Annotated in this window: 12 protein-coding genes; 4 read left to right on the forward strand and 8 right to left on the reverse strand. The window is 43.9% G+C overall.

Annotation, left to right across the window (positions count from 1 at the left end):
• Positions 1-10: 10 nt before the first annotated feature.
• Positions 11-1,657, reverse strand: coding sequence for a DUF1302 domain-containing protein (locus OA79_RS00665; protein ID WP_063331308.1), 1,647 nt, complete (start codon positions 1,655-1,657; stop codon positions 11-13).
• Positions 1,658-1,803: 146 nt separating this feature from the next.
• Here OA79_RS00665 and OA79_RS00670 point away from each other — a divergent pair, with 146 nt between their 5' ends.
• On the forward strand, positions 1,804-2,718 hold the full coding sequence (locus tag OA79_RS00670) for a LysR family transcriptional regulator (RefSeq protein WP_063331309.1): 915 nt from the start codon (positions 1,804-1,806) through the stop codon (positions 2,716-2,718).
• A 539-nt stretch (positions 2,719-3,257) separates the two neighbouring features.
• Here the strand turns inward: OA79_RS00670 and OA79_RS00675 are convergent.
• The 5 genes from OA79_RS00675 to OA79_RS00695 all read right to left on the reverse strand — a co-directional run bounded on the left by OA79_RS00675 (position 3,258) and on the right by OA79_RS00695 (position 8,609).
• Positions 3,258-4,481: an anaerobic sulfatase maturase gene (locus OA79_RS00675; RefSeq protein ID WP_063331310.1), complete on the reverse strand. Its 1,224-nt coding sequence runs from the start codon at positions 4,479-4,481 to the stop codon at positions 3,258-3,260.
• 32 nt (positions 4,482-4,513) lie between these two features.
• Entirely contained in the window at positions 4,514-6,364 is a 1,851-nt protein-coding gene (locus OA79_RS00680) for an arylsulfatase (protein WP_082825322.1), read from the reverse strand.
• A gap of 155 nt (positions 6,365-6,519) precedes the next feature.
• A complete protein-coding gene (locus OA79_RS00685) occupies positions 6,520-7,071 on the reverse strand; it encodes a hypothetical protein (RefSeq protein WP_063331311.1) in 552 nt (183 codons plus the stop codon).
• 9 nt (positions 7,072-7,080) lie between these two features.
• Entirely contained in the window at positions 7,081-7,542 is a 462-nt protein-coding gene (locus OA79_RS00690) for a hypothetical protein (RefSeq protein WP_063331312.1), read from the reverse strand.
• A 116-nt stretch (positions 7,543-7,658) separates the two neighbouring features.
• Complete coding sequence (locus OA79_RS00695) at positions 7,659-8,609, reverse strand: LysR family transcriptional regulator (RefSeq protein ID WP_063331313.1); 951 nt, start codon at positions 8,607-8,609, stop codon at positions 7,659-7,661.
• A gap of 128 nt (positions 8,610-8,737) precedes the next feature.
• Here OA79_RS00695 and OA79_RS00700 point away from each other — a divergent pair, with 128 nt between their 5' ends.
• From OA79_RS00700 to OA79_RS00710, 3 genes are all read left to right on the forward strand, one after another.
• A complete protein-coding gene (locus OA79_RS00700; protein WP_063331314.1) occupies positions 8,738-9,508 on the forward strand; it encodes a class II aldolase/adducin family protein in 771 nt (256 codons plus the stop codon).
• Between the two features lie 389 nt (positions 9,509-9,897).
• A complete protein-coding gene (locus tag OA79_RS00705) occupies positions 9,898-11,406 on the forward strand; it encodes a carboxylesterase/lipase family protein (RefSeq protein WP_197465328.1) in 1,509 nt (502 codons plus the stop codon).
• Positions 11,407-11,715: 309 nt separating this feature from the next.
• Positions 11,716-12,699, forward strand: a complete 984-nt coding sequence (locus OA79_RS00710) for a 2-dehydropantoate 2-reductase (RefSeq protein ID WP_063331316.1) — start codon at positions 11,716-11,718, stop codon at positions 12,697-12,699.
• Positions 12,700-12,800: 101 nt separating this feature from the next.
• Here OA79_RS00710 and OA79_RS00715 read toward each other — a convergent pair whose 3' ends face one another.
• Both OA79_RS00715 and OA79_RS00720 read right to left on the reverse strand, forming a co-directional pair.
• Complete coding sequence (locus OA79_RS00715; protein ID WP_082825323.1) at positions 12,801-13,829, reverse strand: TRAP transporter substrate-binding protein; 1,029 nt, start codon at positions 13,827-13,829, stop codon at positions 12,801-12,803.
• A gap of 87 nt (positions 13,830-13,916) precedes the next feature.
• Positions 13,917-15,245, reverse strand: a complete 1,329-nt coding sequence (locus OA79_RS00720) for a TRAP transporter large permease (protein WP_063331317.1) — start codon at positions 15,243-15,245, stop codon at positions 13,917-13,919.
• Position 15,246 lies beyond the last annotated feature (1 nt).

Consider the following 15,246-nt stretch of genomic DNA (forward strand, 5'->3'; position numbering starts at 1 on the left):
TCTCCAAAAATTAAAAGGTGGTGCTTACAGAAGCGGAGATAAAGTTACGATCTTTTAAAGATTGCTTGTATGTGCCGTTACTTTGCTCGTCACCATCACCATTTACATCTCGACGAAGAGTAAGAGGACCTTCTTCACCATAAAATGCTTTATAACTTAATGATGCTTTCCATTTATTTAAATACACGGCCTTCACGCCAATGTTCACATCTCCACCACCATCAACCCCGAATGCAGGGCCTATTGCGGAAGACTTACCCCAAGTATGGCTTGCACCAATTGATGGCGTTAGATCTAAACCATCAAAAACCTGACGATAGGTTGCGTTATAAACCACCCTCATACTGACGGCCGATTTATCGGAATATTCATTCAGTTTTTCTTCATTCGCTGTCGTTTTAACCCGCGTATTCCATGCGATTTCACCTAGGAAAGAAGCTTCTTGTGAAATGAAACTTGGCACGTTAGCCAACCAGTTAAACTGAGCATGGGCCGTCTCACCAACAGCATAAGCCAAGTTTCCATCATCATGACCCGTTCGAGCGGTACCGGCATCCGTTTGCGTTCTACTTGCTAATGGTGCGTTACGACGATAAGACATCTCGCCCGCTAAACTCCATCGACCGACCGTTTTGGCCATACTGAAGCCATAAGCCTCAATTCCTTCCGCATATACCCATCTGTAGTCAGCCGCTGTCGGTCCTGGAAAAGCGACACGGTTAATTAGGTTGCTTGGGCCGGTCGCATGATAACGAGTTGCATACAGACCAAAGTCGGTATCGATATCGTAATCACTCCAACTAAGCTTCAAACCGTATTGGCCTGAATCGGATGCTTCTATATCATCAATCTTATTAAACGTTCCTACACCACCATGAAGGGTTTCTCCCCCCAATGTATCCCCAGGAGACAAATAAGCACCCGCAGGAAGAAGGCGAGATTTTTCCCACTCATAACCGACATAAGCCCCTATGGAAGCCGTTTCAGAGATAGGAATATCAACAGAGACCTTACCGGTTGGCATCATGGTTTCTTTAAAAGTAGAGTTAGGTACAGCGGCCAGCTTCACCACATCGACAGGGCCATTACCACCAGCGATACCGTTACCACCGAAGAACAAGCTTTCGCCCCATAAAAGGCTATGGCGACCTACTCGTATCGTGCCATCCATACCGTCCATTACGGGAAAGCGACCATAAACAAAGGCATCGAGAATCTCGACATCTCCTCCCATCACGTCTTTGGCTTCATCAGAAAATTCGTCAGAAGCACCAACATGGTTTGACGCACCAGTGGTATTGTCGTTTTTCTGGTGATAGACATCGTCATACCAACCAGCTGCACTGATACGAGCCCCATAAGTATCTTTATAGGAAATATCTAACTCCGTGAGGAGATCTAGACGATTAGAAACCAACCCCTTATCGAAGTTGTTATCACCATCGTTCAGGTTTTCAGTATCCGCACCTGGGCCTGCTAAGCCAGCTGAACGATCTTTAGTCCGGAAAGCGGTACTGTATTTGAGGGTATTGTCTAAACTTAATCTGATATCGGAATTACCAGTATCAATATTGAATGCATAGACAGAGCTAGCGCTTGAAGCAATTGCTAAAGCAACCACCTTCAAACGAAATGGCGTTGAATTGATTATTTTCACTTGTTCTTCCTCTAAGGTTTTATTTTTATCTTTAAGAACAAACTCAATGTAAATTACTGCAACCGTTCAGAAAAACCCTTTAAACTGAATCAACCATTCGATACCATCGAACAATAAAACAAAAACAATAATGATGAGGGATTTTTATGCGCTTTAAAAAGCTAGACCTAAACCTATTGGTGGCATTGGACACTCTACTCACCGAACAAAGCATCACAAAAGGGGCAAAACAACTGAATATGAGCCCCTCTGCCTTGAGCAACTCTCTCTCAAGATTACGAGACTATTTTGAAGACGATCTGCTGACCCAGATCGGAAGAAGAATGGTCGTCACACCACTCGGTGAAAGTTTAAAAGTTCATGTGCGTAACGCTCTGTATAACATCGAAAGTACCATACTGGTCCAACCCAGCTTTAACCCACAAACCACAGATCGAATATTTAGTATTTTTTGCTCTGATTACACCCTAACCGTGCTGGCCCCCCATGCATTAGAAATCGTCGGCAAACAGAAGAGCACAGCCCGCTTTCAGTTTTTAGCGCAAGTAGAAAACCCAGATGAACAACTAGAACAAGGTAAAGCCGACTTATTAATCATTCCATCTGATTTTGTGTCACCCCAGCATCCGAGTGAAATCCTTCATGAAGAAGAGTTTGTTGCCGTTGTTTGGAAGCATAGCCAAATTGCGCAAGGCGAGCTCACCGCGGAAAAATACACAGAAGCCGGCCATGTTCTTATGCGCCCTGCCACCATTAAAAAAGATTTTTTTGAAACCGTCTTTGCGCAAAAATATGGCATTCGACGTCGTTTAATTGCCACGACAGCAAGCTTTGCCTCGTTACCGGCACTGGTCATTGGTTCAGAAAACATCGCCACCATACACGCCAGACTGGCAACAAAAATGGCCAAGGTATGGCCACTTAAAATTTTGCCATTACCCTTTGACGTTCAACCAATGAAACAGTGTGTTCAATGGCATCAATACAGAAATAATGATGAAGGTCTGATGTGGCTTATTAATGTCTTAAAAGAAGCCACCATCAATATGGAAACGGAATAATAGACAAGCTAGAAGCCTGTTACCGTGGTATGAATTCCAAGCACCCTGCCACATACCATGGTAACGGTTAACACAAAGCAGCATAGTACTGGGAATAGACTAGCAGTTAATGTTCAATCGCTCATTCGTCCTATATTGGCTAGGGGTCACACAAAAATCCCCTTTAAATGCTCGAGTGAGCGCGCTTGAATAGCCCTCCGACTCAAACCTATACCTTGTGCGACTCAATCCAGATCCACTGGATAACCGCTATTCAATAAGGTCAAAAGACGGTTATAGACGACAAAAGAAAATGAACGGTAACTATTTCTAGGGGGCTGGTGTCAAGGCTCTTGTCATGCTGTGTATTGCCGCGGCCACAATAAGAAAAGGGGACTGATCTAGCCCCCTACTATTTAAAACGTCTTATTTGCCAGACAAGTTGCCAAAGCCTTTGATTAGCCTCCTATAAAGAGGCCATAAATACGCTGCTATGATTGCGTAAGAAGCAAGCATAGGGATGTCCATTGCACCGCATTGTGAATACAATCACCCCCTGTTCACGCGTAAAATCTTCGCTTAATCTCTTGTTTTACCTTCTTGATGGGCAATTGATGACTCAATAAACCTAATGTTTCGTTCATTTTAGGCAACGCATGTGAAAAGTGGGATTTAAAGCCATCACACAGATAGTTGCGATTCAATAAACCATCACTAGACGACTCAAACCGATGTTTTGGACACCCCCCATGACACACTGATCGCACGTCACATTGATGACAATCCACGCTGATGTTCGTTAACTTATCTTGGCCAAACTGACGATTTTGAGGCAAATTCACCAAATCAATTAGTGATGTGTCATTCACATTGCCCAATTTATGCTCTGGATAAACATAGTGATCACAAGAATACACGTCGCCATTCGACTCCATGGCCACACTGCTGCCACAAGTTTCATTGAACACACAAGCGCCCGGTCGACCTGCCAACTGGCTCATGGTTTGCTCAAAATTCATCACGAAAATTTTTCCGAGATCATTTTGAATCCAATGGTCAAAAATCGTATTTAAGAATTTGCCATAAGCTTTGGCTGGAACCGACCACTCCGCTAGGTTTGATTCACCATCAAACGTGGGCTGTATCAGAGTTAAACCATCCTCATCTGGCATAATGGACTTACGCTCAACTAAAGGAATAAATTGCATGTACTGGCTGCCAATACGTTTTAAAAACGCATAAACATTGAGCGGACGCTTGACGTTCTCGGCGTTCACTACCGTTAAGGTATTAAAATCGACGCCGTGTTTCTTCAGCAGAGCAAGACCTTTTAACGTATCATCGAATGTGCTTTTTCCTTTACGAGAAAGTCGATAAGTATCGTTGCTTATACGGTCACCATCAATTGAAACACCGATCAAAAATTGATGTTCCTTCAAAAAAACCGCCCATTCTTCATCCAATAAGGTCGCATTGGTTTGCAGCGAATTGGTGATGGTTTTATAACCTTGATACTGTTGTTGGTACACAATGACTTGGCGGAAAAACGCCACCCCTAGAAGGGTGGGCTCACCACCTTGCCAAACAAAATCGATCACATCGCTCTTTTGCGATTGGATTTGATCACGAATGTAATTCTCCAGTGTCGTATTGTTCATACGCCATTGCTTTTTTCTATCTGGATAAAGATGCTCTTTCTCCAGATAGAAACAATAAGTACAGTCAATATTACAGACAGAGCTACTTGGCTTAGCCATCACACCAAAGTTGTTAATTCGATCCATTACAGTCGCTCCACAAAAATCATTACCTCTATCTATCGACCATTCGCAGAAGACGCTCCTTCAATGACCTTGTTCTGAAGAACGTATTCTCTAAAATCACTTTTTAGCTGTCTTACTATTTTTGGATGCTGAGCCGATACATCCTTTGTTTCACCGCGATCCTTCGACAAGTCATACAGTGCCCACGGCACATCTTTCCTGAATACTGGGACTTTCCCCATAGAAGCTTGCTGACTTAACTTCCAATTATCTCGAACCACATAACTTGCGCCCATTAACTCATCCGCCAAGACGGCTCCTTTAGGATGAACACTAGAGAAGGCGTCTTTTTGCTCTAGAGCTGGTAAAAATGACACGCCTCTAGATTGATAAATGTCTTTACCCTTATAACGTGTACCCGGCATGGCAACACCTGCCATATTTAGCACAGTCGGCAAAATATCCGTCACCTGTAGTCGTGCTGGCGAAAGGGGTCTTTGCTCTTTTTGACCATTTAATTTAACAATTAAAGGAGAAGCTGTTCCGCCTTCCGCCCCGGTAAAGCCCTTAAATAAACGGAAAGGTGCAGAGCCTACTTCTGCCCAGCGAGGGCCATAGGCGACAGCAGAACCCGCCTTCCCCATCGCTTCTAAAGAATTATCTACCTTAGTGCCCGGAATAGGAAACATGAAAGCCGGAGCCGCCTCGGCACCATTGTCCGACATGAACATGATCACAGTATTGTCATACTCACCAATGTCTTTTAGATGAGCCACCAATCGACCAACATGGCGATCTAGATTACTGACCATGGCCGCATAAAGTTCCATCGACTTAGCTTCTCTCAGCTTTTCCTCTGGATTTAATTCATTCCAGTATTTTGGTCCAATAGCCCCCGTATTCGGTTCACTCACGTTTGCCAATAGTCCCAAGGACTTCATTTTAGCCAAGCGGCGCGCTTTGATGACATCATAGCCTTCATCATAACGTCCTTTTTGCGCATCAATGTCCGCTTGAGGCGCTTGCAATGGCCAATGCGGTGCCGTATACGCGGCGTAAGCAAAGAAAGGCTTGCCACTATCGCGGCTAGAGTCAATGTATTCAATCAGCTTATTGGTATAAAACTCGGTAGAGAAAAAATCTTTCGGCAGCTCTTTGGCTGGAAAAACACGATCATTCTCAGCGTAATGCACTATATCGAGAGGCGTTGGAGGTGTCGAGGGGGCAAAGTGTGCTCCCGCCCCTTCTATTAACGCATAGGACTTTTCAAAGCCGCGGGCATAAGGCAGTGCATCATGTTTAATATTGAGCCAAGTCCGGCGCTTTTTAGTCGGGGCTTTTACATCATAGGCCAGATGCCATTTCCCCACCATATAAGTATGGTAACCAGCATCGGACAACAACTCTGGCATGGTCGCTGTTTTATCGCTTAAGTGACCACTATAACCGTCTGGGATATTATCAAAATCATAAGTGTGCGCTTTTCCCCAAGGGGCATTGAGTGGCTTATTTTTGACTATATTAAGACCCACCACCTCTGCCATATTGCCAATACCCGATAAGTGATGATCGACTCCAGTCATCAAACTCGCTCGAGTTGGAGAACAAACTGACGCCACATGGAAATTAGTCATAATGCGACCTTGAGTCGCTAGGGCGTCAATATTAGGCGTGTTTATTTCACTACCGAACGAGCTCAAATCTGAATAACCAAGGTCGTCGGCCATGACCAATAAAATATTGGGGCGTAAGTCTTTATTGGCATTTAGGGTATTTTGAGAAGAATCTGTTTGGGCGACAGCCGATGCACTTAATAGTGAGGCCGCAACAACACCTAGACACAAGTGAGGAACTTTGAATTTCAACAAGGTGCTCGCGCACTTGTCATGCAAGTGATCAATCATAGATACATCCACTAACTAAATATTATTTTTATTAATGACAAAGCTACCAGTAATTTGATTTCGATCAAGTCCTTTAAATTGAAACAATGTGTTTATGAAATCGAATGATAATGTAACAAAATATGGTTCATTCGATTAGCATGAAGGGATGATAGCTACTCTAGTCGCTCATTGAACGCGCAATGACAAGGCGCGAAAGCCTGTGTTGTATCAAGTATCGTTTCACCCTCAGCACATTCTAAAAGGTCTCGATCGGCACCAAATAACTCGGGGAGAAAACGCCCTAAACGGGTTAATCTAGGTTGATCGGATACTGGGCTGAGCATCAACAATTCCGTATCGTTTACCATTCCGCCATTGCGTTGAGTGAAGAGAACCGTAAAGCCCTCTTCTGTTTCAGGAAGCTTGCAAAAACCATAGAGATCAAGATTAGACGCCTCCAGCATTTGCTCACTAGTCTGATCATCGATCAAACTCAAGGTCATTTTTTCATTGGGAATGCCCTTTAGAGACAATCGCAACGTTCGTGGCAAAGCATCACTATGGATTATGTACAAAGTGTCTTGATAAGGCATCCAACGCTTTTCTAACGCAATTTGATTAACCTGATTCAACTGCAGCAATAGACGATTGGACTCAGAGCTAAAGGCGTTCACCGATAACGTAGTGCAACAAAACAATAGAAGAGATTGTATGATTCTATTCATCCTCATCCCTCATTCCTCATCTCTCACTGCAAGGGTGTTTTCATAGATCTTCGCCTGTTGAATCAGGTAATTTTCAATTTCTCGAACCGTCCCTAAGCCATAACCCTCTTCGTCCATTGTGGACTCACGGTAACGCGCCGCTAAATTCGCCATGTGTGGCAAGACTCGTTCAAAGTATCCCAATAATTCTTCGTCGTCCTGTATGCTAATAATGCTTTTACATTGCTGCGCGGCGGCCTCAACTTGCCAACCAACGTTTCCCCAATGACTGGTATTTTGTTGCTTATTTTTGGCATCCTGAAACTGTCTGCTCAATAATGCCGTTATTCTAGCTTGCAGCACGTCTCGTGACATGGCGGCACTCATGGCTAAAGGATTGGAAAGGGTTTCATCACTTTCTCTACGATCACGCCAAGCCCCAGAAAACAAAGCCCGTTTTAGTTTAAAAATGTATTCAACTAAAGACACCATAAGCCCCCTCCTTAATTAGACATTGACGCTAGTTTTAGAGTAAACGAGTCACAACCACAAGGAATTAAACTTTCAGCTTCAAAGTCCAAGCTGAGTTATGGACAGGTCTCGCTAAATCAAGCAAGATCCAACCGTCCTTGCCATCGACCCGCCTTAAACTCCTGCTCAGTCACTTGATGAATCAAGGGAATAATGACTTTTAACATGGCCGTTTCAGGGCGGTTCAACGAAGTTGAAATATAAACATCCCGCCATAAACGTGGCTCAACCACTTCCAACGCGTGTATCTGACCCACTTGTTGTAAATGATAAAATGCCGACGTTGGCGACAACAACATACCATAGCCGTCAACCACATAGCGTAACGTGGTCATTAGCTGTCCATAAGCGGGTTTATGAGGGATTTTAATGCCGGTTTCCTTTTCGTACCGTCGTAAAACATAACCTAATGAATCCCGTTCACCAGTGACAATCACTTCATGCTCGGCTAAATCAGCAAAGGTAATGGTCGATTTTTCTTTGAGGGATTGATGTGCCGGTACTTTAGGGTCCGTCCCCATTGAAATAAAAAGCTTTTCTTGGAACAACCTTTCTTGACGAATCTGACTCAAATCACTGCCATCCGGTGAAGAAATAGCAATATCGATTTCCCCTGCCAGAAGCTGATTAGAAAGACTGTAAGATAACCCCGTGTAGAGTTCTAATTTAATATTGGGATAATGTTGCTCAACCAAGGCCAGCAAAGGCACTGAAATAATGTTGCCAATAGGCTGCGTCATGCCAATGGACAACTGCCCTGCTGGTTCTCTTTCAAATTGGTGCACATCTAACTTAGCTTGTTCAACTTGACGAATAATCGATTCGGCATGTGCCTTAAAAATCTGCCCACTTTCCGTTAACACAACACCACGAAAACTGCGGTCGAACAATTTAGCACCCACCTCATGCTCCAAATTTTCTAGTTGTAGACTGACACTGGGTTGTGCCACGTCTAACGCTCGTGCTGCTGCTGCAATACTGTTGATTTCTGCGGTTTTTAAAAAGAACAGAAGTTGTTTGGTATTCATACGAATTGGCTATAAAAAAAATATGGAGCTCCACCATAATCATTTTAGTTTTTTATATCCAGTCATTTATTTAACATGTTAATACCAAGTTTTTTCCATAAACAAAAATATTCAAAAAGAGAATCAATATGGCTTCTACTCCTCGCAATTTTGAACATCCAGCTCGCTTTAACGACGCCGAATGGAAAGCCCGTGTCGACTTAGCGGCAATGTACCGTATTTTCGCTTACTTAAAGTGGGATGAATCCATCTACAACCATATTTCAGTACGAGTTCCAGGCGAAGACAATCATTTTTTAATTAACCCATTTGGTCTTCATTACAGTGAAGTAACGGCTTCTAACCTGGTAAAAGTCGATCTGGAAGGCAATATTATCGGTCACTCCGACTGGCCAATTAACCCCGCAGGCTTTACCTTTCACAGCGCAATTCATGACAAAGTAGACGACGCACATTGCGTGATGCATGTTCATACCACGCCGACGCTTGCTGTTTGTTGTTTAGAAGACGGATTGTCTTACAGTAATTTTTACTCGGCTCAACTGTGGGATAAAGTGGCCTACCATGAGTTTGAGGGCATCACTCTGCATATGGACGAAGGTCAACGCATTTTAGACAGTGCTGGCGGCAAACCACTATTAATGCTTCGTAATCATGGCCCTGTTGTGATGGGCGCATCACTTGCACAGGCATTCTCGCTCATGTGGCTAGTCAACCGTGCCTGTGAAGTGCAAATGGCTTCAATGTCGATGGGCGCAGTCAGAGAAATTCCTGAAGAAATTTGCAAAAAATGCACCGCTCAGTCGCTTAACTTTGATCCGAAATTCGGGGCTGGTGAAGACGTTTTTGCGGCAATGAAACGCATCATTGAAAAACAAGACCCTTCCTTTAAGAACTAAACATTCACATCAAAACCTGTGCTAAAAATCACTAAAAGGTCAGAAAAACAGGCAAAAATGCGTAATAACTGCGCATTTTAGCCTGTTTATCAAATGAAGCATTGACCGAATTCTATGCGCCTCTCATCATCAAAAGTCAGCTCTTCAAGGGTAATGATTTCTATTTGATCAACACGGCGATTAATACGTTTTACTGCTCAACAAACACAAGCATGTCAAATTTTGATGTGAATTTCCTATCGTGCCATTTGCCGTTGGCTGGAAAATTATTACCTTGATGGTATGTCATACCTTAATGACAGATGGAGAGCACTCACCGATTACCGAACCATTAACAAAGAGAATTCGTCATGAAACCCTATATAAAAACGATGATAACAAGCAGAATAATGGCTTGTATTTTACTGTTTGGAACTGGCCCTATGTATGCTGCGAACACAAATACGCTCGAAATAACGACTCAACAAGGTCTCGTAAATGGACAACTTCAACAAGATGTAGGGACTTTCTATGGCATTCCTTACGCCAAAAACCCCTTTGTCAAAGAGCGTCGCTTTCAAGCTCCCCAAGCGTACGGGAAATGGCAAGGTGTATTAGACGCAACAAATATGGGCCAACCCGTGCCTCAACCCAGTCGAGGTAGAAATGTCGAGTTGGTTGGCAAGCCAGGGGATTTGACGCTGAATATTTGGATGCCAAAAGATGCCATCCATTCAGATAAGAAATTACCGGTTATGGTATGGCTTCCTGGAGGTGCTTTTATTCGTGAAGATGCTGGCGAGCAAGTTTATAACGGAACCAGCTTTGCTAAACATGGCGTCATTGTTGTGACGGTCAATTATCGGGTCGGTGTAGATGGTTTTATGCACCTGCAAGGCGCGCCTGATAACCGAGGTACTTTAGATCAAATCATGGCCTTAGAGTGGGTCAATAAAAACATCTCTTCTTTTGGTGGAGATCCCAAAAAAGTGACATTGTTTGGTCAGTCTGCTGGTGCGGAAAGTGTCGCCATTTTACTCGGCATCCCAAAAGCACAAGGTCTTTTTCAAAAAGCGATCATGCAAAGCCCACCGATGCAATCTTTTAGTCAAACAGAAGCCGCTCGTATCACTAAGAGCTTTGCCGATAAACTGTCCGTACCGGCAACCATCGAAGGAATCGCCAGCGTCCCATTTACTCAACTGGTCTCAACCGTTATAGATCAAGGCCAAACCATCACCAACCATGACGAATGGGGCATGATAGCGTGGGGAGGCACAGCCTTTTTACCCGTTGTTGATAATAAACTCATTACGGGCTCACCAATGCAATCGTTGGTAAACAATGCCGATCCGTCCATCCCTATTATTGTCGGCAGCACAGATCAAGAAGCGAGATTATATTTGGTCCCTAACGGTGCTATCGACAATATCGCTAAAGAGGAAGTCTCTCTATTTATAAACGACCTTTCACTCAATGGTCACCCTGCTGAAGCCTATGCAAATAAATCCATCGGTGAACGTTACGTCAATCTTCAATCTGATTACACGTTTAGAATGCCTGCATTACATATTGCTGAGCATTTGGTGAATAACGGTAATACCGTATGGCACTACAACTTCTCATGGTTTTCACCTGCATTTGGCGGTCGATTAGGCCCTGCTCATTTTGTTGATGTACCCTTTACGTTTAACACAACCCTTAGTGATGAAGCGAAAGGCATGGTAGGTGAGAATCCTCCTGAATCATTGGCTCAAGCGATGCATGATAACTGGATCCGCTTTGCAAAATCAGATCGTGTCGACTGGACGCCATATAATTTAGACACACGTCCGACAATGCGTTTTGATACTAAATCGCAACAGGTAGACGACCCAGAGGCCTCAATCCGTGAGCTATGGAAGGATTACCCCTTCTAGCCTCAAAGAGGTGTATTTAGGTCAACTTTAAGCGATTTTTCATGCATTCTTAGCAGACGAATCAGCAGACGCACAATATAAGCACGCCTTTGCCCTGCGCATAAGGCGTGCTTTTTTTGCTTAGATCTTAGCGTCCAAAGTTGCTTTTAAAATGGTCTTTAAGCCTAAAGAATCGTTACTAACCGCCTCAATCCAGTACTCAATAAAAACCCATGACCTGCACCATATTTTTTAGTGTTTTGCTATCGTTACGCTTTTTTTAACATGCTGAACGACATAGAGAGAACATAGGTTGAAAGGAAAAATAACATGAAAATATGTATCGTAGGTGTTGGGGCTATTGGCGGCTTCATAGGTGCACGTCTTGCTACGAATAGTCACTTCACCGTCAGTGCGTTAGCTCGTGGAGAAAGTTTAGAAGCCCTTAATAAGTATGGTTGGCGATTGGAGCAAGGCGGAGAAGTCATTCAGCGACCTTGTATTGCCGCTAAGTCTGCCGAAGAGCTTGGCGTCCAAGACATTGTATTTATTGCGTTAAAAACACCCGCATTAGCACAAGTTTTGCCGACGCTGGCGCCACTGATTAATGAAAAAACATTGGTTGTTTCTGCAATGAATGGCATTCCTTGGTGGTTCTTCCGCGATCTTGAAAAGCAATCCGGACAAGCATTCCAGTCCGTTAATCCTGATGGCAAGAACAGCCTCGCCATCCCCTATGAAAACATCATTGGCTTGGTAGTCCATGCAGCCGCCATTCGAAAAGAACCGGGGGTCATTCAGCATAAAGCAGGCGATAAATTGATCATCGGAGAACCGAGCGGTGGTCAATCAGAACGAGCTGAAATGCTGACCAATCTCCTGTCTGAAGTCGGCTTTGACGCAAAACATTCGGATAATATACGTGCTGAAATTTGGTTTAAACTGTGGGGCAATATGACCACCAACCCCGTCAGCGCCATTACTGGAGCGACAGCCGATAAGATATTACAAGACCCTCTTGTTCGAAAATATTGTTCTGCGGTAATGAATGAAGCCGCGATTATCGGCGAACAGATCGATTGTAAAATTAGTGAAGATCCAGAGACTCGACACATAGGAACGGAAAAACTAGGTGCCTTCAAGACATCCATGTTGCAAGACGTTGAAAACAACCGTGCCATAGAATTGGATTCTATTCTGGGCATCGTCTACGAACTCACACAAAGACTAGAGATAGAGTCGCCACATATTGAATCTCTCTTTGGACTCACTCGACTCTTTGCGACAACCAAAGGTTTGTATAAAAAAGCCTAACCATAAAAACGCCGGATGACCTAGATAAGTCACCCGGCGTATCTTAGAAAACCCTCCCCCTAAGAAGAAACGATTTTCACTTTAGCTGTGTTTAGTGGCTACTATTTTTGACTGTCGATTTCATTGACGTATTTTCTGAAATCGGCCAAAGCCGCTTTTGCATCAACATCACGATCAGAAACAGAGTTAACCCAAAGCTGATCAATACCTTCTGACAACTTGTTTAAATCTTTCACTCGTTGATCATTTTCAGTCAGGAACACCACGTTAACGCCCTTTGCTTTCGCCTCCAAAATGCCATTGTCATCGGCTTTGCCCCAAGCCGCACCAGCAAGTTGCGATAACCGTTCACCAGAAACGCTCATAATGGCTTGTTGATCTTCTTTACTCAGATCTTCGAATACCTCTGGATTCATGACAATACTAAAGGCAGTGGTATATAAACCTTTGGGGAATAACGTCAGGTCAGTACTCACCTCACTTAAACGGAAAAATTTCTGTTCCTGTGCTGGTAAAAATGTCCCATCAACCACACCTTGCTGCATCATTTCATAAGACTTAGGCGATGGAGCAGATACTGGAGTAACTTCGAGACGCTCAGCAAGGTCGTTAATCAAACCACCGCCGATGCGCATTTTTTTACCTTTTAAATCGTCCAACGAATTCACTGGAAATTTAGTATGAAGCTGACCAGGTCCATGCACAAACAAACCTAATAGGTGTAAGCCTTCGTATTCATCCGCTACTTCAAAATAGTCTTTATAAGTGCGCCATAAAGCGACAGAGCCCGTTTCAGCATCGGTGATTTCACCTGGAATTTCAGCCACACCTGACAACTTAAAACGGCCAGGCAAATAGGCTTCAACACTAAAGCCAACATCATAAATACCGTCTTCAACGGCGTCGTAAATCGTTTTTGGGTGACCCGTGTAGTTTTCAATAACCACTTCAACTCGACCTTCGGTCGCCTCTTCCACCCACTTTTTCCAAGTTGGCCAAACCGTGGCATTTTGTGGATTCGTTGGCGGTAACCAGGTGGCAACACGTAAAGTTGTTTCCGCAGCCATTGCGGAAAAAGAAATAACCGAACCCATGGCGACACACAGTAAATTTTTATTGAAACTCATCATATTTATTATTCCTATTGTTTATGATTCCTATTTTTTTCGTCACCGCCTTAACCGTAAAGTTGGTGACACCCCTTACTCAAACACACACTATCTATAAAGAAGCTCTGGTAAAAACATCGACACTTGAAACACAAACACAATGATCAAAAGTCGAAGAATATCCACACACCAGAAAGGTGTTACCCCTTTAAAAATGGTTCCTGCTTTGACGTTCTTTAACACCGCACTCAGCACAAAAACATTCATCCCCACGGGTGGCGTGATCAAACTGATCTCGGTAACCACCACCACGACAATGCCAAACCAAACAAGATCAAACCCTAAACTGGCGACCAAAGGATAAAAAACAGGCACCGTCAATAACAACATCGAAAGACTTTCAAATACCATGCCCAACACAATGTAAATACACAGGATGACAAGGATCACCACAATCGGCGCAACATCTAATGCCGTGACAAAATTCAATAACGCATCCGGCAAGCCCGCACGGTTAATGAAATCCGAGAAGATAAGTGCCCCAATGACCACACTAAACAACATCGCGGACGTTCTAGCCGTATCAATCAGTGTTTCATACACCCCTAAAAAACTTAAAGTACGGCGAGCAAAACCGATCATCAATGCGCCACCTGCACCGATACCAGCGGCTTCTGTTGGGGTAAAAATACCCAAATAGATACCGCCCATGACGATGGTAAACAGCACTAATACGCCCCAAATACCTCTTAACGCAATCATGCGTTCTTTAAATGTCATGCGCTCCCCCGCAGGCCCCTCCGACGGGTTACGCCAAACCACATAACGCACAGCGGCCATATACAATAAAATGCCTAAAATGCCTGGGATAAAACCGGCCGCAAACAACTCACGAATACTGGACTCAGTGAGCAAGCCATAAATCACTAAGATGACGCTCGGTGGAATAAGGATGCCCAAAGTACCGCCTGCCGCAATTGAAGCGGTTGCTAGGCTGTCAGAATAGCCAAACTTACGCATCGGTGGCATGGCCACTTTTGCCATGGTCGCTGAGGTTGCCAGACTCGAACCACAAATCGCCGAGAAACCGCCGCAAGCCAACACAGTCGACATAGCAAGACCGCCTTTACGATGCCCTAAAAAAGCATAAGAGGCGTTGTATAATTCTTGAGAAAGACCAGACCGAGTAACAATATTCCCCATTAAAATGAATAAGGGGATGACTGACAAACTATACTCCTGCACGGTTTCGATCACTCGACTAGACGCCAACGTAAGCGGTGCGGTCCAGCGAAAAGAGAAGACGTTATCAAAGCCAAGACCTTGCAACATAGCAAAACCAAAGAAGCCTACGATGCCCATCGCAAACGCAATCGGCATACGAAGAATTAGGATTAAAAATAGCAGTACAGCAAAACCAATTAATACAACGGACACG

It is taken from the genome of Marinomonas sp. TW1 (assembly GCF_001625355.1).
GTDB lineage: Bacteria > Pseudomonadota > Gammaproteobacteria > Pseudomonadales > Marinomonadaceae > Marinomonas.